Below are 20,567 nucleotides of genomic sequence, written 5' to 3' on the forward strand. Positions count from 1 at the left end.
GACCAGAACATGGACATTTACTGATGCATGTAACAATTCATCTTCAGTGTCACAGACCATCACTATTCAAGATACAATAGCTCCGGTTGCTCCTGAGGCTCCTGCAGATATCACTTATGAGTGTATCGGCGATATGCCTGCTGCTGGTGAGTTGACTGCTACAGATAACTGTGCTGGTGATATTACAGCTACTGCTGTGGATAGCATGGACGATACAGATCCTTGTAACATTGTGGTGACCAGAACGTGGACATTCACTGATGCATGTAACAATTCATCTTCGGTGTCACAAACAATCACTATTCAAGATACAACAGCTCCGGTTGCTCCTGAGGCACCTGCAGATATCACTTATGAGTGTATCGGCGATATGCCTGCTGCTGGTGAACTGACCGCTACAGACAACTGTGCTGGTGATATTACAGCTACTGCTGTGGATAGCATGGACGATACAGATCCTTGTAACATAGTGGTGACCAGAACGTGGACATTTACTGATGCGTGTAACAATTCATCTTCGGTGTCGCAGACCATCACTATTCAAGATACAACAGCGCCAACAGTTTTAACAGATTTGGCAGATATAACCGTAAGTTGTGATGATGTTCCAACTGAACCTACTTTAGAATTTGATGATTGTTCTGAAGTTACTATTACTGATTTTACGGAAGATAATGGCTTTGATGGCACAGCAAATGATTACGATATTGTTTGGACATGGACTTTTGTAGATGCTTGTGGTAATGAAGCAACGGCGAGTCAAACCGTACACGTCTTGATAAGTATTGACGTGGTTGAAACTTTTGATCAGCGATGTAATGATGATGGAGAAATTGATTTATTTGATTATTACTCTGGTAATGATTTATCAGGAACATGGACAGTTCTTGCTGGAAATACCGAATTGAACGGTTCCATTTTTGATCCTTCAGAAGTTTTACTAGGTGACTATGTATTTAGTTACACCGTAGCAAATGGAGCGTGTTTGACTTCTTATGAAGTTACCATTAATATCAATGATGACTGTTTGGTTCTACCTTGTGGTGACAATATAGAAATTTCTAAAGCCATCACTCCAAACGGAGACCAATGGAATGAATTCTTTGAAATTACGGGTGTAGAAGAATGTGATTTCATAATTGATGTTAAGATTTTCAACAGATGGGGAGCTATGATCTTTGAAACTGACAATTACCAAAATAACTGGAATGGTCAAACCCATAAATCCTCTATTGGAAATGCCGATAAAGTACCTAACGGAACATATTACTATATAGTAACCCTAAAAAATAGTGGATTGAAGCCTTTCACAGGTCATATCTACGTTGGAACCAAATAAAACCATAACCTATGAAACTTATTAGAAATTTTGTAGTAGCGTTAGCATTATTGAGTGGTATCCAAGGAATTGCCCAACAATTGCCCCAATTTACTCAGTACATGTATAACACCATTTCTATAAATCCAGCTTATGCGGGTAGTAGAGAAACGCTAAGTATAGTGGGACTCCACCGAAGTCAATGGGTAGGATTTGACGGTGGACCAACCACCCAAACCCTGTCTATACATTCCCCATTAAGGAATGAAAAAATCGGAATTGGTATGTCATTCATTAACGACAAATTGGGGGATGAACGATTCACCTACCTTTACGGAGACTTTTCTTACACCATTAATACCGGTGAGAAAACTAAATTGGCGTTTGGTATTAAAGCTGGTTTTACAAGCTATCGTTTAGACCGTTTGGCTTTAGACCCTGGAGCAAACGACCCAAATATTTATGGAATTGAAGATCGCTGGAGCCCAAATATTGGAGCTGGTATCTTTTGGCACAGTCAAATGTGGTACTTGGGATTGTCAACACCAAGAATATTGAATAACGACTACAATAGACATGATTCCAATGGACAAGAATTCCAAGCATTAGAAAGAGTCAGTTACTACTTTACTGGGGGATATGTATTCCCATTGGGTGACAACACAAAGTTCAAACCTGCATTCTTGGTTAAGGCTACCAATGGAGCGCCTATGTCATATGATTTAACTGGTAATTTTCTATTCTATGAAAAACTATGGTTAGGAGCAGGTTACCGAATTAATGAAAATACTTCAGCTCTAGGAGGTTTGATCGATTTTCAAGTTTCTAAACAATTCAGAATAGGTTACACTTACGAATACCCGCTTTCTGAAATCAACGATTACACTGGTGGTACCCATGAATTGATTGTGATGTTTGAATTATTTAAAATGAAAAGAATTAAATCCCCAAGATACTTCTAAATATGAACAGCATGAAAACAAAAGTTTTACTTATAATCATAGCATTATGCTCAACTTTTACTTTTGCCCAAGAAAAAGTTGCTGACAAATTTTTTGAGAAATATGCTTATTTGAAAGCTGCTGAATTGTATGAGGAAGCTGTCAAAAAAGGAGAGAATAGTGAGCATGTTTTAACACGATTGGGAGACTGTTATTACAACAATTCCAATTCGGAGCAAGCTGCCAAATGGTATAAAATGGCTTTGGACAAATATGAAAACAAAATCAGTCCAGAATACATTTATAAGTACATCCAAACCCAAAGAAGTTTAGGCAACTATGAAGAGGCCGAAAAGTGGTTAGCTAAGTTTAAGGACATTCAAAATGATGACAGACGTGCCGATGAATTGGCCTCTAGCAACTTAAGTCTTTATGAAAAATTATCAACTCCTAAAGGACTTTTCGTGGACGTAAAAGGATTGGATATAAACTCCACTTATGCGGATTTTGGTCCCGTTGTCATGGATAGTGTCATGTTCTTTTCTACTTCAAGAAATACGGAAAATGAAATTTATAAATGGAATGGAGAACCTTTTTTAGACATTTATGTAGCTGACAGGGTTATGGAAGATGGAAAGGCGAAATTTTCTGAGCCACAATTGGTAAATTTTTCAGGAGTTAAAAGAAAAAACATTCATAACGCCAATCCGGTTTTTACAAAAGATGGGAAGACCATGTATTTTACAAGGGATAATGTCGATAAAAGAAACAGGCCTCGTTATGACAAGGAAGGAACTACTCACCTTAAAATGTATAGAGCCACTCTAGTTGATTCTTTATGGAGTAATGTGGAAGAGTTACCATTTAATGATGATGTCTATTCTACAGGACATCCAGCCTTAAGTTTAGACAACAAAACACTTTACTTTGTTTCTGACAGAGAAGGAGGTTTTGGTCAAACAGATATCTATCAAGTAGCCATCAAAGATGATGGTTCTTTTGGAACCGTTGAAAACATGGGAGAAAAGATTAACACAGAAGGTAGAGAAGTATTCCCTTTTATTGCAAAGGACAATACATTTTACTTTTCGTCTGACGGATTCCTAAATTTAGGATTATTGGACATTTTCAAATCGGATATCTTGAACAATTCCAATGCCGAAGCTGTTAATTTAGGTGCTCCTTACAATAGTGGTTACGATGATTTTGCTATCTACTTAGATTCTGATTCTGGAGATGGATTTTTCTCTTCAAATAGACCAGGAGGAAAAGGTAGTGATGATATTTACGGTTTTGTTTCTTATGATTGCCAACAAATCGTCCAAGGAATTGTGAGAGACAGTAAGATCCTGTCCATCCTTCAAGGAGCAACTGTTCAACTAATTGATGAATCTGGAAAAATTGTTGCCGAAACAACTACCGATGAAAATGGTGTTTATAAATTGGAAGCCGATTGTGACAAGAAATACACCGTTCTAGCCAGTAAGGCCGACTACAAAGATGATATAAAAGAAGTTGAAACTTCCAACGAGCATATGAAAGAACATCAAGTAGATCTTAACTTGATTCCTCTTATCAATCTAAATGAAATTGTGATCAACCCTATATTTTTTAATTTCGATAAATGGGATATCAGAGCTGATGCCGCCTATGAATTGGAAAATATTGTTTCAGTCATGAGAGAGCATCCAAACATGGTTATTAAGATTGAGTCCCATACAGATAGCCGTGGTAGTGATAAATACAACATGAAATTATCTGATAGAAGAGCTAAATCAACCAGAGACTATATACTTTCTAGAAACATTGCACCAGAACGTATTGAAAGTGCCATCGGGTATGGAGAAAGCCAATTGGTCAATGAATGCTCCAACGGTGTTAAATGTTCTGAAGAAAAGCACCAAGAGAACAGGCGATCTAAATTCATGATTCTTTCTGGTAAAGAAGAAAAATAACATGGAGGGTTAAATTATTTTAACTTTTTGTAAGACTATTTCTGAGTAATAAGGTTTAGTGATTATTTAATATTATAGCTTACATATTATACCTTCCTAACAATGCCTTATTACTAAAAAGCCACCCAATCCTGGGTGGCTTTTAAATTTATAACATATTCTAATGTCGTTATACATTCTACCCATATTCCAAAAAGTACTTACCCTCACCCTGAAAGGATACGACGAGGAATAAGTTAATTAGAATAACTTCCAAGCAAAAAAAAACCACCGATACCGGTGGTTTTCTCACAAGAATTGTTGTTTTGCTACTAATCAATCATGATTTTCAACAATCTTTGGTTATCATCTTAGCTTACATATAACCTATTTCTTTATGAATATATTGGTAAAATACCATTTACCTTGACTGTTCTTTTCAGCGGATACGTCAAAATCTGTAAAATCTCCTATAATATTTTCCCTATGAGCATCACTGTTAATCCAAGCATTGACAACAGATTCAGCAGATGTAAACCCATAGGCTACATTTTCATTAACTTTTACTGCACCAGTATGATCCATTAAAAAAGCCTTTCTTTGATAAAAGTAATCGTGAGATACCGAATTTTGAGCTACCATATAATCTGTATGACTATAGGCTTGTGATTTGATTAAATCCATACCATTTAATGGAACCAACCCATTATTAATTCGGTAGTCATTAATCAACTCCAAAATTTCTATTTCTATTTCTTTGGCTTGAGGTACTACAATTTGCTCTGTGGCCAATTCGGCTTTGTCATCCACACTTTCGGTAGAGCAGGAAAAGCTTAACATGGCGCATAGTACCAAAACTGGTAATATAGTAGGTCGTTTCATGTTGGGCAATTAAGATTTGGTGCTATAAAATTAACCGCCTAACTCAAAATAAATGTTAAAGAAATGTTAATTTCGATTAAAAACACGCTTTTAATCGTTATTTATTTCCTTTTATCGATGAAATGCAATTTTAGATATGGTTTTAATGCATTACATCGGTTTTTTTAAGGAGATAATCGTTTTTTCACCCAATTATATTCTGAATCTAATTGATATCTGATTCTATCATGAAGTCTGTTGGGGCGTCCTTGCCAAAATTCTATTTCTACAGGTCTTACAAGAAATCCTCCCCAGTATGATGGCCTTTCAATTTCCTTACCTTCATAAAGTGCTTCTAGCTCAGTCAGTCTATTCTCCAGTTCTTCCCTACTTTCTAAAACTTCGCTTTGTTGAGAGACTATAGCACCTAATTGGCTACCTCTTGGTCTCGATTCAAAATAACCATCACTTAAATTTTCGGCTATTTTTTCTGCCTTTCCTTTTATAATGATTTGTCGCTCTGCTCCAGCCCAAAAAAAAGACAAACAAACATTTGGATTCTTAGCAATAGCTCTCCCCTTTTCACTTAGGTAATTGGTAAAAAATATGAATCCTTCATAATTAAATCGTTTTAAAAGCACCACCCTATTTTTGGGATATCCATCCAACCCCATGGTAGAAATAGTCATGGCATTGGTTTCATCTTCTGGAAAAAACTCATCTACCTCGTGAAACCATTTTTGAAAGAGTTCTAATGGATTATCTGGTGTTTCTTGAAGTAACAACTCATGTTTTTCATAGGACTTTCTATAATGACTTAAATCGTTATTCTCCATAATTAAAATTTGACCTTAAATTTAAGAATAAATAGATTAATTAAAATTCAAACACTTTCCCTGCCTCTGCCAATTCAACATTAGAAAAAAATTCAGAAGCTTCTGTTCTGAAATCCTCTAAATTGTCATAGCGAGTGGAATAATGTCCCATAATTAAAGTGCCAACATTAGCTAATTTAGCAATAGTTGCAGCCTCCTTGGCTGTACTATGCTTGGTTGGAGAGGCCAAATGTGCATGTTTCTCAAGAAAAGTAGATTCGTGGTATAGCACATTTACTTCATTAATTATAGGTACTATAGACTTTTCAAATGCTGTATCACTGCAAAATGCATAACTCTTTGCAGGTAAAGGTGGTTTTGTAACCTCTTCGTTTTTTATAAGCGTTCCATCATTACTCTCTACATCATAACCCTGCTTTAATTTCCGATAATAGGCTACATCAATGTCGGCATTAAGAACTGCATTTAAATCCAGTTTACGTTCCCCTGGCTTTTCTTTAAATAAAAATCCATTGGTATATACTCTATGATTTAGCGGAATAGTTCGAACTTCAACTAAATCATCTTCAAAAATCAATTCAGATTCCTTAGAGGTTAGTTCATGAAAAATTAAAGGGTAATTGGTCCATGAATCTCCTAACTTCAAGAGCATGGTAATCGCTTCCTTAATACCTTTGGGGCCATAAATGTGAAGCTCGGTTTCCCGAGTCAACAATCTAAATGTAGATATCAATCCCACCAAACCATAAAAATGATCCCCATGTAAATGGGAAATGAAAATATGTTTAATGCGATTGAATTTTATTTTATTTTTTCTAAGCTGAACTTGAGTGCCTTCTCCACAATCTATCAAAAAAATGTGATTTTTGATTTCTAAAACCTGAGATGTGGGATGCGTATGAATTCTGGGAGTTGCACTATGACAGCCTAAAATGGTTAATTTCATATTTAAAAACCTAGATCTCTTTCCATCTCTTCCATTTCAATGACATCATAGGCCTCCTTAGTGGTTGGCACCACAACTATTTCGTTGGGCATTTCATCAAAATTGACTTTGTCAGTTACGATTACAAAGGAATGTTTAGCTTTTCTATGCTTATTTGACAACCTTAAAAACTCAATAATTTGTTCTAAGCTAATGCTTTTTAAACTGTTCAGATTGACAATGATATTATCGTTTTTATAGCGATCATATATCACCTCCATTTTTTTTACCAACTCAACAATAGTTGCCTTTTCCTGAGTAATTATGGTAATATTTTCATCCTTATCAATAAGCATATCTCTAATTTTTAATTTTAGAAGCTAATAAATAGATTACAGCCATTCTAACTGCTACTCCATTTTGAACTTGATCCAAAATAATAGCTTGATCAGAATCTGCTACATCACTAGTAATTTCCACTCCCCTATTAATTGGTCCGGGGTGCATGATTACAATTTCCTTATCTAAAGAATCTAATAAGGCTTTATTTACACCAAATTGCTGTGTGTATTCCCTTGTTGATGGAAAATAGCTGATATCCATTCTCTCATTTTGAACTCTTAGCATATTAGCTACATCACACCATTCCAGAGCCTTTCTTAAGTTGGTTTCAACCTTAACACCCAATTTATCAATATACTTGGGAAGGAGTGTTTTTGGTCCGCATACCATGACATTGGCACCTTGTAATTGTAAAGCAAAAATATTTGAGAGCGCGACTCTACTATGCAAAATATCACCTACAATAACGACATTTTTTCCTCCAACTTCTCCTAAACGCTCCCTAATAGAAAACGAATCTAAAAGAGCTTGGGTTGGATGCTCATGAGCTCCATCACCTGCATTGACAATACTCGCATTGACATGTTGGGATAGAAAGACACCTGCTCCTGGATTGGGATGTCTCATAACCACCATATCAACTTTCATGGAGAGAATATTATTAACCGTGTCTATTAAGGTTTCGCCTTTCTTTACAGATGATTGAGATGCTGAAAAATTAATCACATCGGCCGAGAGTCTTTTCTCTGCCAGTTCAAAGGACAATTTGGTCCTTGTTGAGTTTTCAAAAAATAGATTAGCTATCGTAATATCTCTTAAAGAAGGAACCTTCTTAATAGGTCTATTAATGACTTCCTTAAAATGATCTGCGGTGCTGAAAATAAGATCAATGTCTGCTTTATTCAGATATTTGATCCCTAATAAGTGATTGACACTTAATTCACTCATGTTTTAATTATTTATAAGATAAACCGAATCTTCTCCTTCGTTTTCACTCCAATTTACCTTTACTTTTTCATTATTTATAGCATCAACTTGTCTGCCTCTATAATCGGGTTGAATAGGTAAATGTCTGCTAAACCTTCTATCTATAAGAGTTAATAGCTCTATTTCAGCCGGTCTTCCAAACGATTGAATAGCAGTAAGGGCTGAACGAATGCTTCGTCCAGTATATAGTACATCATCTATAAACACAATTCGCTTGTCTTCCACAATAAAATCAATATGGGTGGAATTGGCCTGTAATGGCTTATCACTCCTTCTAAAATCATCCCTAAAAAAAGTGATGTCTAGTGAACCCCATTTAATATCCTTTATTTGATAATCCTCTTGCAGAATTTTAACCAATCTATCGGCTAAAAATTTCCCTCTAGGTTGAAGACCAATGAGCGCTGTATTTGAGAAATCGTTGTGTTTTTCAATAAGTTGACAAGCCAATCTATGCAGAATGATGTTTACCTCTTTGTTGTTAAGTAAAACTTTTTGACTCATAGTATTCCCAAACATTGTTTGGTAAACAAAGATAAGCTAAAAATTGAGTTTTCGAATGCTCATAAAATAAAAAAGCCTTCAAAAATTGAAGGCTTTCTTTATTGGTAATGGATTGAAAAAATTATTTCTTTCCGTCCATTTTATCCTTAAGAGCTTGTAAAGCATCATTGGCATCACCTAATGTTGGCTTAGCTTCTGCTGCAGCAGCTTCTGCTTTTTTAGCAGCAGCTTTTACAATCTTAGCTTCTTCTTCTCTGAAGACTGCAGTGTGTGAAGCAACAACTCTCTTGAATTCTTTGTTGAATTCAATGATTTTAAATTCTGCTTCTTCACCTTTCTTAAGTTTCTTACCATCTTCTTTCTCTAAATGACGAGCTGGTACGAAAGCTACGATGTCTTCATTAAATTCTACAGTAGCACCTTTGTCAACGATTTCAGTTACTTCTGCAGTGTGAGATGACCCAACTGCGAAGTCTTTTTCGTATTTATCCCAAGGGTTCTCTGTAGTTTGCTTGTGACCTAAACTTAATTTACGTCCTTCAACATCCAATTCAAGAACAATTACATCCAATTTGTCTCCTACGTTACAGAATTCACTTGGGTGCTTGATTTTCTTAGTCCAAGATAAATCAGAGATATAAATCAATCCGTCAATACCTTCTTCTAATTCAACAAATACACCAAAGTTTGTAAAGTTACGTACAACACCTGTGTGCTTAGAACCTACAGGATACTTAGAAGTAATATCAGTCCATGGATCTGGAGTCAATTGCTTGATACCAAGAGACATTTTACGCTCTTCTCTATCTAAAGTTAAGATAACTGCTTCAACTTCATCACCGATAGCAACGAAATCTTGAGCTGAACGTAAATGTGTAGACCAAGACATTTCAGAAACGTGAATCAATCCTTCAACACCGTCAGCAACTTCAATAAACGCACCGTAATCTGCAATTACAACTACTTTACCTTTTACTTTGTCACCAACTTTAACTTCTTCTCCAAGAGCATCCCATGGGTGCTTGCTCAATTGCTTAAGACCTAATTGGATTCTTGATTTATCTTCATCAAAATCAAGGATTACAACGTTTAATTTTTGATCTAATTCAACAATTTCATTTGGATGGTTGATTCTTGACCAAGAAAGATCTGTAATGTGAACTAAACCGTCAACACCACCTAAGTCAATAAACACACCATAAGAAGTAATGTTTTTAACAACACCTTCTAATACTTGTCCTTTTTCTAATTGACCAATGATTTCTTTCTTTTGTTCTTCTATATCAGCTTCAATTAAAGCTTTATGAGAAACTACTACGTTCTTAAATTCGTGGTTGATTTTAACAACTTTGAATTCCATAGTTTTGTTAACGTAAGCATCGTAGTCACGGATAGGCTTCACGTCAATTTGAGAACCTGGTAAGAATGCTTCAATACCAAATACGTCAACGATCATACCTCCTTTTGTTCTACACTTAACGAAACCATTAACGATTTCACCAGTATCATGAGCTGCGTTAACACGATCCCAAGCTTTAATAACACGAGCTTTTCTGTGAGATAATACCAATTGACCTGTAGCATCTTCGCGAACGTCAATCAATACTTCTACTTTGTCTCCTACTTTTAAGTTTGGATTGTAACGGAATTCGTTCAAAGAAACAACACCTTCAGATTTAGCATTGATATCGATAATAGCATCACGATCTGTAATGTGAACTACTTCTCCTTCTACTACCTCGTCATCTAAAGTGTCTACGAAATTCTCTGCAACTAACTTTTCGAATTCTTTCAATTGAGAGTCTTCTACTTCGTCGATTCCTTCTTCGTAATTGTGCCAGTTGAAATCTTTTAAAAATTTCTCTGGGTTTGCTTGAGCCGCAGAAACTTGCGGTGCCTCAGCAGTTTTTGCTTCAGTTGCTTCAACTTCAGCTTGTTTTGCATTTTCAGCCATATGCTGATTATTAATTTGTATTCTGTAGTTGATGGAAGTTTAAGCGATGGCTACAGAAGATTATTAATGATAAAATTTTCGGTTCCTTTTTTCTATCCATTGATTCGCTAAAAAAGGAGTGCAAAAATAATACTTAAAATCCAATAAACCTAATGTTATATCGCTAAAAATTAAAGGCTTAGTTTTTAGAATCAATAGCCTTTTGAACCAAGTCCATTATTTCACTAAAAACTTGTTCTTCAGTCAAATAAGAATTATCAATGTCAATAGCACCTTCGGCTCTTTTTAATGGGGATTGTTTTCTTGTAGAATCAATATGGTCACGTTCCCTCACGTTATTCAAAACATCATCAAACGAAATTTGATCTCCGCGAGCCTTTAACTCCTCATAACGTCGTTGTGCTCTCACCTGCTCAGATGCTGTCATAAATATTTTTATTTCAGCATTAGGAAAAACAACAGTTCCAATATCTCTCCCATCCATAACAACTCCTTTGTCTTCACCCAGTTTCCTCTGCTTTTTAACCAAAAAAGTCCGAACCTCAGGAACAGCAGCTACCTGACTTACAAAAGAAGACACATCTAAGGTTCTTATTTCTTTTTCAACATTTTCTCCATTCAAGTAAACCTCTGCAAATCCAACCTCTGAATTAAAATGAAAAGCTAAATCAATATCCTCAAGTCTTGAGATTAAGGTATCCTTATCAAAATGGTTATCATCAACCCATTGATGTCTCATGGCAAACAAAGTCACTACACGATACATGGCGCCGCTATCAACATATACATATCCCAATTTTGAAGCTAATTTCTTGGCGACCGTACTTTTTCCTGTCGAAGAATAACCATCTATGGCAATTGTAATTTTATCCATCCTTATCTCAAATCAATTTGTAAGCCAAAGAAATTGGCATTTGATGCACTTGTATATCTAGCATGTGTGTAGCTAAAACGAAATTTATTCAACTTCACACCAAATCCGGCGGAAATTCCAGAAAAATTTCTTTCATCAACAATCCTTAATTCCTCACCCCTCCTAAAATTATATCCAATTCTAATGTTGAATCCGCCTTTTGGAAAAAATTCTGCTCCCAAGATAGTATGCCTTAATACATTAGTAAAAAAACCAACTTCTTCTTGTGTTTGATTTCCTTCCAAATCGGTTTCTGCCCGAGAAGGATTGGAAACTGAAATGGGCCACTTTTGAAGATTCTCAAAAGTGATGTGCCACCTTAAGGGAATATGCTCTAATGTTTGGGAAAGACCAAGAGCTACCTCAAATGGTAATGATTCTCTTTGTCCGGCATACGTAGTAATTTGAGTTCCAAAATTGCGAACTACCAAAGCTGCTTGAAATTCGATATCTTCATCTAAATATATCAAACCAGCATCTACAGCTGCACCAAAGGAATTATACTGTTCTAGTTTTGATGTTATTAATTTAATACTTCCACCTAAGTAAAAATCAGACCAACCCAATTGTTTGGCATAACCAAAAGAAACTGCCGCCTCATTACCCGTAAAGGAACCAGTTGCATTACCTAACTCATCATAACCGTCAAAGCTTCCGTAATTAATGTAATTGACACCTATATGAAACGTTTGTGTTCTACGATCGACTGTATAGGCATATGCTGCCGTACCATAATTGATTCCTCCAAGATAATTACTATAGTTTACGGCCAACTGACCGTCCATTTCCACATTTATAGTTGCAGGATTGTATATGGCTTGAGTGACATCATAATCAATATTAGTGATCGTCTTGCCTCCCAATGCCGCTTGTCTTGGCGATGAAATTAAATTCAAAAACTGATAGGTTGACTCACCTCCTATTTGAGACCAGCCAACCAATGAAGTAAGAAAGAACAATAAAACCGGGTAGTTCTTTTTCATAGAGACGCAAAATAACTAAATCTATCTTAAAACGACTGTATGGTTTATTTATTTTTATTTAAAGAAAAAACCTCGAGAAAGTCTCGAGGTTACTCATTTATAATTCTTTTGCGTTATTGACTTTCTGATTGGTGAGTGCAATTTTAAGAACATCACTCATATCACTAACATAATGGAAGGTTAATCCTTTAAGATATTCTTCTTTTATTTCGTTAATATCCCTTCTATTCTCTTCACAAAGCACTATCTCCTTAATTCTAGCTCGTTTGGCCGCCAAGATTTTCTCCTTAATTCCTCCCACTGGTAACACTTTACCTCTCAGAGTAATTTCACCTGTCATTGCTAAATTCTTCTTAACCTTTCTTTGAGTAAAGAGTGATACAAGCGATGTCAACATGGTGATACCAGCACTAGGTCCATCTTTTGGCGTAGCACCTTCAGGTACATGTATATGCACATTGTATTTATCAAATATCTCAGGGTTTAGATTAAATTCATCAGCATGAGCTTTAATATACTCCATGGCAATGGTGGCCGATTCCTTCATCACTTTACCAAGGTTTCCAGTAATGTTCAATTGACCTTTACCCTTTGATAATATCGATTCAATAAAAAGAATATCCCCTCCTACTTGAGTCCAAGCCAAACCAGTTACAACTCCAGCAACATTATTATTTTCGTATTTGTCACGCTCTAATCTTGGTGCTCCCAATACTTCAATAACATCATCATTGGTAACTTTCACGTGATATTCTTCTTCCATGGCTATATTCTTAGCTGCATATCTCACCATTTTGGCGATTTGCTTTTCCAATCCACGTACTCCCGATTCTCTTGTGTAACCTTCTACTATTTTCTCAAGCTGGGTTTTACCAATTTTTAAATCTTTAGCCGTTAAACCATGTTCTTTTAATTGCTTTGGAAGGAGATGTCTTTTAGCAATCTCCACTTTCTCTTCAATGGTATAACCAGTCACATTAATAATCTCCATTCTATCCCTTAAAGCAGGTTGAATGGTTGCCAAACTATTGGAAGTTGCAATAAACATGACTTTAGACAAATCAAATCCCATTTCTAGGAAATTGTCATAGAAATCACTGTTTTGCTCTGGGTCCAATACTTCCAGCATAGCAGATGAAGGATCCCCTTGATGGGAATTTGACAATTTATCAATTTCATCCAAAACAAATACAGGATTTGATGTACCTGCTTTTTTAAGGTTTTGAATAATCCTTCCAGGCATAGCTCCTATATAAGTTTTTCTATGCCCTCTAATTTCAGCTTCATCTCTTAATCCTCCTAAAGACATTCTGATGTATTCCCTTCCCAATGCCTCTGCAATAGATTTACCCAAAGAGGTTTTACCAACACCTGGAGGGCCATACAAACATAGGATGGGAGATTTCATGTCATTTCTTAACTTAAGAACTGCCAAATACTCAATAATTCTCTTTTTAACATCATCTAATCCATAATGATCACGATCTAAAATTCTTTTGGCTCGTTTCAAGTCGAAATTGTCCTTGCTAAATTCATTCCAAGGCAAGTCTAGAAAAAGATCTAAATAATTTCTTTGGATTGAATACTCTGCCACCTGCGGATTCATACGGTGCATTTTTGCAATCTCCTTTTCGAAATGCTTAGCAACTTTTTCATCCCATTTCTTAGACTTGGAACGCTCCTTCATTTCTTCCAACTCTTCATCATAACTCACACCACCCAACTCTTCTTGAATGGTTTTCATTTGTTGATGAAGGAAATATTCGCGCTGCTGTTGGTTCATGTCATTTTGCACCTTCAATTGGATGTCATTTTTCAACTCCAATTTTTGGTACTCCAAGTTCATAAACTTTAAGGTTTCCAGAGCACGATCTTTTAAATCACTCGATTCCAACAAAGACTGCTTTTCTTGAACACTTAAGTTCATATTGGAAGAAACAAAATTGACCAAGAAAGAATTGCTTTGGATATTTTTAATAGCAAAGGAAGCTTCAGAAGGAATATTTGGACTTTCCTTAATAATCATCAATGATAAATCTTTGATAGATTCTATAATTGCCTCAAACTCCTTGTTTGCTGGTTCTGGTTTCGTTTCAGAGACACCCTCTATCGTTGCCGTTATATAAGGTTCCTCAGTAATCACTTGATTGATTTGAAAACGCTTTTTACCTTGTAAAATAACCGTGGTATTTCCATCAGGCATTTTTAGCACCTTAAGAATTCTTGCTACCGTACCAGTTTGATGCAAGTCTTTAGCGGTAGGATTTTCAATTGCTTCATCCTTTTGAGCAACAACTCCAATTACTTTTCCGCCTTTATTGGCATCATTAATTAGCTTAATAGACTTATCTCTACCAGCGGTGATAGGAATAACCACGCCTGGAAACAAAACCGTATTTCTTAATGAAAGAATAGGTAATGTCTCGGGTAATTCCTCTTTATTAATTTCTTCTTCATCCTCGGGTGTCATTAAAGGGATTAACTCTGAATTCTCGTCAAAATCTTGTAATGACAAACTGTCAAGATTTAAAATACTTGTCTTCTTCATATATTTATTTAGGTCAAACTGTCATAACTTAGTAGAAATAACAGCTAATATCTTTTTAATTCATTATTAATTATCACATCAATTGCCTTGTAACCCTTTAAAATAGTTAAGATAGGAAGCATTTGATTCCCCATTATTAGGCAATTAATATGCCAAGAAACTTTTTTTAATGCCAACTGTAACAATTTAAAAAAGCAATTATCTATATAATAACAAAACGTTTTAATTGTCACTAACCAAACAAAATATTGAGCAATTAGTCGAGCTATGTAAATCCGGAAACCAATTTGCGCAGTTGGAATTATACAACAGATATTACAAAGCCATGTACAATGTAAGCTATAGAATTGTCAAAGACAGTTTTGAAGCTGAAGACATTATGCAGGATGCGTTCTTATCTGCTTTCACAAAGCTTGACACATTGCACGATACAGTGACTTTTGGTTCGTGGTTAAAACGAATTGTAATTAACAAGAGTATTTACAACTATAAAAAAAGTCATAAATACCAAAACGTTCCTTATGATGATGTCGCCTTTAAAATGGAACAGGCAGATGATGGCATACCGAGTGATTATGAGTATACCAATGTTAAGGCCCAAACGGTCTTGGATACTTTAAACTCTTTAAAGGAAAGCTATCGAGTTGCCCTAACGCTTCATCTTATTGAAGGCTATGATTATGAGGAAATAAGTGATATCATGGATATGTCTTATGCAAACTGCCGCACCACTATTTCGCGTGCCAAAGCTAGCTTAAGACAAAAATTACAACCACAGGTTGAACATTAAATAAACCAAGTTATGAATGATCCATTAGACAAATTATTTGAAAACCTTAATACATCCTTTGATGTGGAAGTGCCCAATGAAGGACACCAAAAAAGGTTTCTAGATAAACTTAACAACCAAAATAAGAGGGATTTGAAAAAACCTTCCAAATTGAGAACACTTTGGAAACCTCTTATGGGTATTGCTGCTACTGCTGCCATTGTATTAACAGCGCTCTTGGTTAATAAGCCTAGTGAATCATCCTATGATTTGGCAGCTGTATCACCTGAATTGGCTAAAACCGAAAGTTTTTTCACAGTCTCTATTGAGTCTGAAATGAAAAAACTGGAAAATGTCACGGATCATGATACCCAAGCTTTGGTAAAAGATGCCATGATTCAAATGAGCAAATTGGAAATGGAGTATGAAAAGCTCAAATCCGATTTGAGAAAAAGCGGCGATGACAAACGTGTGATTTATGCCATGATTTCGAATTTTCAAAACCGAATCAACATTTTAGAAAGTACCCTTAAACAAATTGAATTAGTTAAACAGTTAAAAAACAATAACAATGAAAGCAACCAAACTATATAGCATCCTTTTTATCTTACTTTTGGCACCTGCCTTTTTATTGGCCACAAACCCAACTGAGCCAAAAAGTAAGCATACTAAAGAGAAAACTATCAAAAAAAGCTTTTCGGTAAATTCTGATGCAACACTAAAAGTTGACAATAGTTACGGAAATCTAAATATCATCACTTGGAACGAGAATAAAATTGATATAGAAGTTACCATTACTACAGACGGAAACAACCTAGATAAGGTTCAACAAAAGCTTGATGAAATTACCGTAGATTTTGAAGCATCCCCTAGCCTGGTTTCTGCAAAAACCATTTTTAACAAGAATAAATCCAATAGCTGGTGGAACTGGAACGGTAATAACAAAGTGAACATGAAAATAAACTACGTTGTTAAAATGCCCGTTTCAAATTCTGTTGACCTTAGTAATGACTACGGAAATATTAACCTAGACAAATTGGAAGGTAATGCCAACATCAGTTGTGATTACGGAAAAATTATCACTAAAGAGCTCATGGGAGAAAGCAACCGACTAAATTTTGACTACACCAGTGGTTGTTATTTTGATTACATTAATAATGGATATATCAATGCTGATTACAGTGGGTTTACGGTTTCTAAATCAAAAAACTTAAAGATAAATGCAGATTATACCAATTCTGAAGTGGAAGCTGTTGAAAGTATTGAATACAATTGTGATTATGGCAATATGAAGATCAAAAAGGCCAATAACATTAAAGGATCAGGAGACTACCTTAATGTAATGATAGGAGAAGTATATCAAAATGTTAAGATAGATGCTGATTATGGATCTATAAAAATTGAAGAAATGACAGCTGGAGCAAAAAATCTTGAAATCGATGGCGAATACACAGGCATCAAAGTAGGTTATAATGCCAACTATCAGTTTCAATTTGATATAGACTTGGAATATGCTTCCTTAAGCGGTGGAGATGATTTCACTTTTACTTCTAAAGAGAAAGATGGCAGTGATAAAAAATATGTAGGCCACTATGGCGGTCAAAGTAGCGGAAACTATGTTAAGATATCCTCAGATTACGGAGGTGTCACCATGCACAAAAAATAGCCAACTATAAAAAAAGCCACTCAAATTTGAGTGGCTTTTATCTTTAATATAAAGTGAATTTATATTTTATAAAGAACGGTAGTTGAATTAATTTCAGTGGTTGTTTCTACTCCATTTACCGTTTCATTGATAGTTTCATTTTGAGATAAGGTTAAAATTTGCCCATCATTACTCAAATTGTAATCGGTGGTTTGTTGTCCTCCAAATTCTGATAAATCCATTCCTTGAAATTCAAAGGTAAAAAATGGATCGCTGATGGTCATCGTTCCATTTTCTGTTGTGTAGGTACCACTGCCAGAAACATTACTATAGGTCTCCGATCCATTTTCCATTTCCATACCAGCCATATAAAAAACAGCACTTAGCGTATAACTTCCATTGGTAGTGTAAGCATCTTCCGTAAAAGTTACTACATAATCAAAATCAGATCCTGTAATAACCCCATTGACAGATATAGCTTGTCCTAAATAATTAGAGTTTGTAGTTGTTTCAGCTTCAAAAGAAACCATTTCCCAGTCCCCCACTAAACCTGCGGGATCGGTATTGCCAGTGTCAGTTCCAAATTCACCTTCTAAAGCTTCATTGTCGCAAGATTGAAATGTGAAAACTGAAAAGGCTAAAAATAGAAAAGTAAGATATTTGATAGATTGGTTCATAATTTAGTTGTTTTTCGCAAACATAATCATTTTTTATTTTATGAGAATTTTGAGAACAAAAAAGCCACCCGGTTAGAGTGGCTCAAACTTATAATATGATCAAATATTTTAATAGTAAACATCAAAGCTACCATTAGAAATAGTCATTGTAGATCCATCTTCAAATTCTCCACTACAATTAAAAGTACCAACTAAATGTCCTGTTGCCAAATCATGAGTAGTCACCTGAATGGTTCCTTCAATAAAAGGTATATTTGATGGGTCATTAAAATCATAATACTGAACATATAAAAACGGGCTTATACCTTGGGTTTCCATACTAAAAGGATAACTTCCTACTGTAATATCTGAAGGCAGTGACACCGAAATAGTTTCAAGTGCATTGGTAGTACCAGAAATACCAATACTAAATCCACTACTTGCATCAACATTAACTACATCTTCTTCAAATTCAACACCATCAATTTCAGCATAAAATTCATTACCATTAGGGTTATTATTTGGTAATTCATCTTCAAAACTGACATTGGTAAAACTCCCATTTGTAAACTCTATGGAATTGGGTGATGCATTAACATTATAACCTGTAAAAGAAAAAGTGCCCGATATGGTATTATTTTGATAATCAATATTGGTAATGACAACTTCTCCAGCCGAAATCATAAGATTAGTTGGATTAGCGGAATCCCAAGTTTGACTATCTGCTTGGGTCGGATTCTGAGTAGCCATATAACTGACAAGATTAGGAAAAGTGGTTGGGTTATTTAAATCAAGTAATCCCAATTGATAGGTTCCCTCAGTATTATCCATAAGTGCAACGGCAAAAGCCTCATCGCCACTTATCGCTCCTATGGATATCATATTATCGAGCACAGTAGCACCAACTTGGTTTGTTTGAAACGTACTTCCATTAAAATCTACTTGAAAATTCCCTGCTGAAGCTGGCATTTCCCCATTTCCGAACTCACCTTCCAAAGGCTCGTTCTCACAAGATTGTATAAAAAATAAGGCAATAAAAAGGAATAAACTGGAATACAGTTGTTTGGTATAGTTCATAAAATTTGGGTTTTTAGCAAACATAATAAAAATTATTCTTTTTGATATCTAGGAACCCTGAACAACAAAATTATCCCTAGTAAAAAGAATATAAACAAGAACACAATCGCATTTCTCATACTACCAGTAACTTGGTCTATGGTTCCATATAAAACCATTCCAATGACGATTCCTATTTTTTCGGAAACATCAAAAAAACTGAAGTAAGATGTAGTATCCTTGGTTTCTGGTAAAAATTTGGAATATGTAGATCTCGACAGAGCTTGAATGCCCCCCATTACCAAACCTACCATGGATGCTGTAGCGTAGAATTGGTAAGGTGTTGTTACAAAATAAGCTACAAAACACATACTCATCCAAACAAAGTTTACAGCAATTAATGTTTTGATATTCCCAAACCTTGTGGAGGCTCTAGAAGTCAAAACAGCCCCTACTATAGCTAGTAATTGAATAACCAATATACTAACAATTAAACCCATGGTTTTCTCTTCTTCTCCACCCCATTCAATTTCTTGCTCTCCAAAATAGGTAGCCACCAGCATAATAGTTTGTACTGCCATACTGTAAACAAAAAAGGCATATAGATACCTTTTTAGTTGGAGGTTCTCTTTGAGAGCTTCCCAAACTTTCTTCAATTCTTTGAAACCATTGAAGATAACATCTTTTGTTACTTTACGACCTTTGGAAACGCCTTTAGGAAGCACATAAAAAGTGTATTGGCTAAAGAGAATCCACCAGATCCCTACGGTAATGAAGGAACATCTCATGGCTTCAATTGCTGCTTCATTCTTTTGTTCCTCTGTAGTTCCTATATCAAACCCAAACCATTGTGGGTATAATACCATTGCCAAATTGGTTATTAACAAAAGGATACTTCCTATGTAACCCATAGAGAATCCTTTGGCACTAATTTTATCTTGTTGTTCGGGATAGGCAATATCTGGCAAATAGGAATTATAAAAAACCAAGCTAGACCAATAGCCAATTAGTCCAAAAAAATAAAATAACAGTCCCCAATAAATATGTTCTATTTTAAACCAATAAAGACCAATACAACCTAAGCCGCCCAAATAGCAGAAAAACTTCATAAAAGCCTTTTTATTACCAACAAAATCGGCAATTCCCGAAAGGATGGGCGATGTAAATGCAACAACCAAAAAAGCAAAAGCTGTGATAAAGGATATAAGTGCTGTGTTTTTAATCTCTAAACCAAAAATGGGTACTTGATTCCCATTAACGAAATTAAGGGTCCCATAAAATATAGGAAATATGGTTGAAGCGATGGTTAGGGTATAAACCGAATTGGCCCAATCATAAAAGGCCCAGGCATTTAATAATTTCTTGCTTCCTTTTTCAAATTGTGTCATAAAAAAA

At 35.4% G+C, this 20,567-nt stretch carries 19 protein-coding genes; 6 read left to right on the forward strand and 13 right to left on the reverse strand.

The window, feature by feature from the left end; genetic code table 11:
• From GZ212_RS14445 to GZ212_RS14455, 3 genes are all read left to right on the forward strand, one after another.
• The coding region (locus GZ212_RS14445; RefSeq protein WP_166961771.1) for a gliding motility-associated C-terminal domain-containing protein at window positions 1-1,339 on the forward strand (1,339 nt) is incomplete at its 5' end.
• Between the two features lie 11 nt (window positions 1,340-1,350).
• The gene (locus GZ212_RS14450; RefSeq protein ID WP_053970012.1) at window positions 1,351-2,280 is read left to right on the forward strand and encodes a type IX secretion system membrane protein PorP/SprF; all 930 of its coding nucleotides are present in this window, start codon (window positions 1,351-1,353) and stop codon (window positions 2,278-2,280) included.
• Between the two features lie 11 nt (window positions 2,281-2,291).
• On the forward strand, window positions 2,292-4,214 hold the full coding sequence (locus GZ212_RS14455) for an OmpA family protein (protein ID WP_166961774.1): 1,923 nt from the start codon (window positions 2,292-2,294) through the stop codon (window positions 4,212-4,214).
• A gap of 366 nt (window positions 4,215-4,580) precedes the next feature.
• On the opposite strand, the gene GZ212_RS14460 is transcribed toward GZ212_RS14455, so the two are convergent.
• The 10 genes from GZ212_RS14460 to lon all read right to left on the reverse strand — a co-directional run bounded on the left by GZ212_RS14460 (window position 4,581) and on the right by lon (window position 15,046).
• Window positions 4,581-5,075 carry a CAP domain-containing protein gene (locus GZ212_RS14460; protein ID WP_166961777.1) on the reverse strand — a complete coding sequence of 165 codons (495 nt, stop codon included), beginning with the start codon at window positions 5,073-5,075 and terminating at the stop codon, window positions 4,581-4,583.
• A gap of 164 nt (window positions 5,076-5,239) precedes the next feature.
• Window positions 5,240-5,890 carry a pyridoxamine 5'-phosphate oxidase gene (gene pdxH, locus GZ212_RS14465; protein WP_166961780.1) on the reverse strand — a complete coding sequence of 217 codons (651 nt, stop codon included), beginning with the start codon at window positions 5,888-5,890 and terminating at the stop codon, window positions 5,240-5,242.
• A gap of 40 nt (window positions 5,891-5,930) precedes the next feature.
• Entirely contained in the window at window positions 5,931-6,836 is a 906-nt protein-coding gene (locus GZ212_RS14470; protein ID WP_166961783.1) for a ribonuclease Z, read from the reverse strand.
• Between the two features lie 2 nt (window positions 6,837-6,838).
• Window positions 6,839-7,171 carry a hypothetical protein gene (locus GZ212_RS14475; RefSeq protein WP_053970016.1) on the reverse strand — a complete coding sequence of 111 codons (333 nt, stop codon included), beginning with the start codon at window positions 7,169-7,171 and terminating at the stop codon, window positions 6,839-6,841.
• A 4-nt stretch (window positions 7,172-7,175) separates the two neighbouring features.
• A complete protein-coding gene (locus tag GZ212_RS14480; protein ID WP_053970017.1) occupies window positions 7,176-8,105 on the reverse strand; it encodes an aspartate carbamoyltransferase catalytic subunit in 930 nt (309 codons plus the stop codon).
• Between the two features lie 3 nt (window positions 8,106-8,108).
• The gene (gene pyrR, locus GZ212_RS14485; protein ID WP_053970126.1) at window positions 8,109-8,648 is read right to left on the reverse strand and encodes a bifunctional pyr operon transcriptional regulator/uracil phosphoribosyltransferase PyrR; all 540 of its coding nucleotides are present in this window, start codon (window positions 8,646-8,648) and stop codon (window positions 8,109-8,111) included.
• Window positions 8,649-8,769: 121 nt separating this feature from the next.
• Window positions 8,770-10,602, reverse strand: coding sequence for a 30S ribosomal protein S1 (gene rpsA / locus GZ212_RS14490; RefSeq protein ID WP_053970018.1), 1,833 nt, complete (start codon window positions 10,600-10,602; stop codon window positions 8,770-8,772).
• 178 nt (window positions 10,603-10,780) lie between these two features.
• Window positions 10,781-11,476 (reverse strand): (d)CMP kinase, encoded by a 696-nt coding sequence (gene cmk, locus GZ212_RS14495; protein ID WP_166961786.1) that lies wholly within the window; start codon window positions 11,474-11,476, stop codon window positions 10,781-10,783.
• A 2-nt stretch (window positions 11,477-11,478) separates the two neighbouring features.
• Window positions 11,479-12,498 carry a type IX secretion system protein PorQ gene (gene porQ / locus GZ212_RS14500; RefSeq protein WP_053970020.1) on the reverse strand — a complete coding sequence of 340 codons (1,020 nt, stop codon included), beginning with the start codon at window positions 12,496-12,498 and terminating at the stop codon, window positions 11,479-11,481.
• A gap of 97 nt (window positions 12,499-12,595) precedes the next feature.
• The gene (lon, locus tag GZ212_RS14505) at window positions 12,596-15,046 is read right to left on the reverse strand and encodes an endopeptidase La (RefSeq protein ID WP_053970021.1); all 2,451 of its coding nucleotides are present in this window, start codon (window positions 15,044-15,046) and stop codon (window positions 12,596-12,598) included.
• 226 nt (window positions 15,047-15,272) lie between these two features.
• Between lon and GZ212_RS14510 the strand changes: the two genes are divergently transcribed.
• The 3 genes from GZ212_RS14510 to GZ212_RS14520 are packed head-to-tail and all read left to right on the forward strand — an operon-like array spanning window position 15,273 to window position 17,481.
• Window positions 15,273-15,836, forward strand: a complete 564-nt coding sequence (locus GZ212_RS14510) for an RNA polymerase sigma factor (RefSeq protein WP_166961791.1) — start codon at window positions 15,273-15,275, stop codon at window positions 15,834-15,836.
• A gap of 12 nt (window positions 15,837-15,848) precedes the next feature.
• On the forward strand, window positions 15,849-16,409 hold the full coding sequence (locus GZ212_RS14515; protein ID WP_166961794.1) for a hypothetical protein: 561 nt from the start codon (window positions 15,849-15,851) through the stop codon (window positions 16,407-16,409).
• On the forward strand, window positions 16,387-17,481 hold the full coding sequence (locus GZ212_RS14520) for a hypothetical protein (protein ID WP_166961797.1): 1,095 nt from the start codon (window positions 16,387-16,389) through the stop codon (window positions 17,479-17,481). Before GZ212_RS14515 ends, GZ212_RS14520 begins: the two co-directional genes overlap by 23 nt.
• Window positions 17,482-17,540: 59 nt before the next feature.
• On the opposite strand, the gene GZ212_RS14525 is transcribed toward GZ212_RS14520, so the two are convergent.
• From GZ212_RS14525 to GZ212_RS14535, 3 genes are all read right to left on the reverse strand, one after another.
• Window positions 17,541-18,137: a hypothetical protein gene (locus GZ212_RS14525; RefSeq protein WP_166961799.1), complete on the reverse strand. Its 597-nt coding sequence runs from the start codon at window positions 18,135-18,137 to the stop codon at window positions 17,541-17,543.
• A 108-nt stretch (window positions 18,138-18,245) separates the two neighbouring features.
• On the reverse strand, window positions 18,246-19,193 hold the full coding sequence (locus GZ212_RS14530) for a DUF6252 family protein (RefSeq protein ID WP_166961802.1): 948 nt from the start codon (window positions 19,191-19,193) through the stop codon (window positions 18,246-18,248).
• 32 nt (window positions 19,194-19,225) lie between these two features.
• On the reverse strand, window positions 19,226-20,560 hold the full coding sequence (locus tag GZ212_RS14535) for an MFS transporter (RefSeq protein WP_166961805.1): 1,335 nt from the start codon (window positions 20,558-20,560) through the stop codon (window positions 19,226-19,228).
• Between the last annotated feature and the right edge of the window lie 7 nt (window positions 20,561-20,567).

Origin of the sequence: Mangrovimonas sp. CR14, assembly GCF_011764015.1 — a bacterium.
Classification (GTDB): domain Bacteria; phylum Bacteroidota; class Bacteroidia; order Flavobacteriales; family Flavobacteriaceae; genus Mangrovimonas; species Mangrovimonas futianensis.

What these genes read in the sequence shown, in the direction of transcription:
- GZ212_RS14450 (WP_053970012.1), top strand. Translation starts at nt 1,351, where the DNA reads ATGAAACTTATTAGAAATTTTGTAGTAGCGTTAGCATTATTGAGTGGT.
- GZ212_RS14455 (WP_166961774.1), top strand. Translation starts at nt 2,292, where the DNA reads ATGAAAACAAAAGTTTTACTTATAATCATAGCATTATGCTCAACTTTT.
- GZ212_RS14460 (WP_166961777.1), bottom strand. Translation starts at nt 5,075, where the DNA reads ATGAAACGACCTACTATATTACCAGTTTTGGTACTATGCGCCATGTTA.
- pdxH (WP_166961780.1), bottom strand. Translation starts at nt 5,890, where the DNA reads ATGGAGAATAACGATTTAAGTCATTATAGAAAGTCCTATGAAAAACAT.
- GZ212_RS14470 (WP_166961783.1), bottom strand. Translation starts at nt 6,836, where the DNA reads ATGAAATTAACCATTTTAGGCTGTCATAGTGCAACTCCCAGAATTCAT.
- GZ212_RS14475 (WP_053970016.1), bottom strand. Translation starts at nt 7,171, where the DNA reads ATGCTTATTGATAAGGATGAAAATATTACCATAATTACTCAGGAAAAG.
- GZ212_RS14480 (WP_053970017.1), bottom strand. Translation starts at nt 8,105, where the DNA reads ATGAGTGAATTAAGTGTCAATCACTTATTAGGGATCAAATATCTGAAT.
- pyrR (WP_053970126.1), bottom strand. Translation starts at nt 8,648, where the DNA reads ATGAGTCAAAAAGTTTTACTTAACAACAAAGAGGTAAACATCATTCTG.
- rpsA (WP_053970018.1), bottom strand. Translation starts at nt 10,602, where the DNA reads ATGGCTGAAAATGCAAAACAAGCTGAAGTTGAAGCAACTGAAGCAAAA.
- cmk (WP_166961786.1), bottom strand. Translation starts at nt 11,476, where the DNA reads ATGGATAAAATTACAATTGCCATAGATGGTTATTCTTCGACAGGAAAA.
- porQ (WP_053970020.1), bottom strand. Translation starts at nt 12,498, where the DNA reads ATGAAAAAGAACTACCCGGTTTTATTGTTCTTTCTTACTTCATTGGTT.
- lon (WP_053970021.1), bottom strand. Translation starts at nt 15,046, where the DNA reads ATGAAGAAGACAAGTATTTTAAATCTTGACAGTTTGTCATTACAAGAT.
- GZ212_RS14515 (WP_166961794.1), top strand. Translation starts at nt 15,849, where the DNA reads ATGAATGATCCATTAGACAAATTATTTGAAAACCTTAATACATCCTTT.
- GZ212_RS14520 (WP_166961797.1), top strand. Translation starts at nt 16,387, where the DNA reads ATGAAAGCAACCAAACTATATAGCATCCTTTTTATCTTACTTTTGGCA.
- GZ212_RS14525 (WP_166961799.1), bottom strand. Translation starts at nt 18,137, where the DNA reads ATGAACCAATCTATCAAATATCTTACTTTTCTATTTTTAGCCTTTTCA.
- GZ212_RS14530 (WP_166961802.1), bottom strand. Translation starts at nt 19,193, where the DNA reads ATGAACTATACCAAACAACTGTATTCCAGTTTATTCCTTTTTATTGCC.
- GZ212_RS14535 (WP_166961805.1), bottom strand. Translation starts at nt 20,560, where the DNA reads ATGACACAATTTGAAAAAGGAAGCAAGAAATTATTAAATGCCTGGGCC.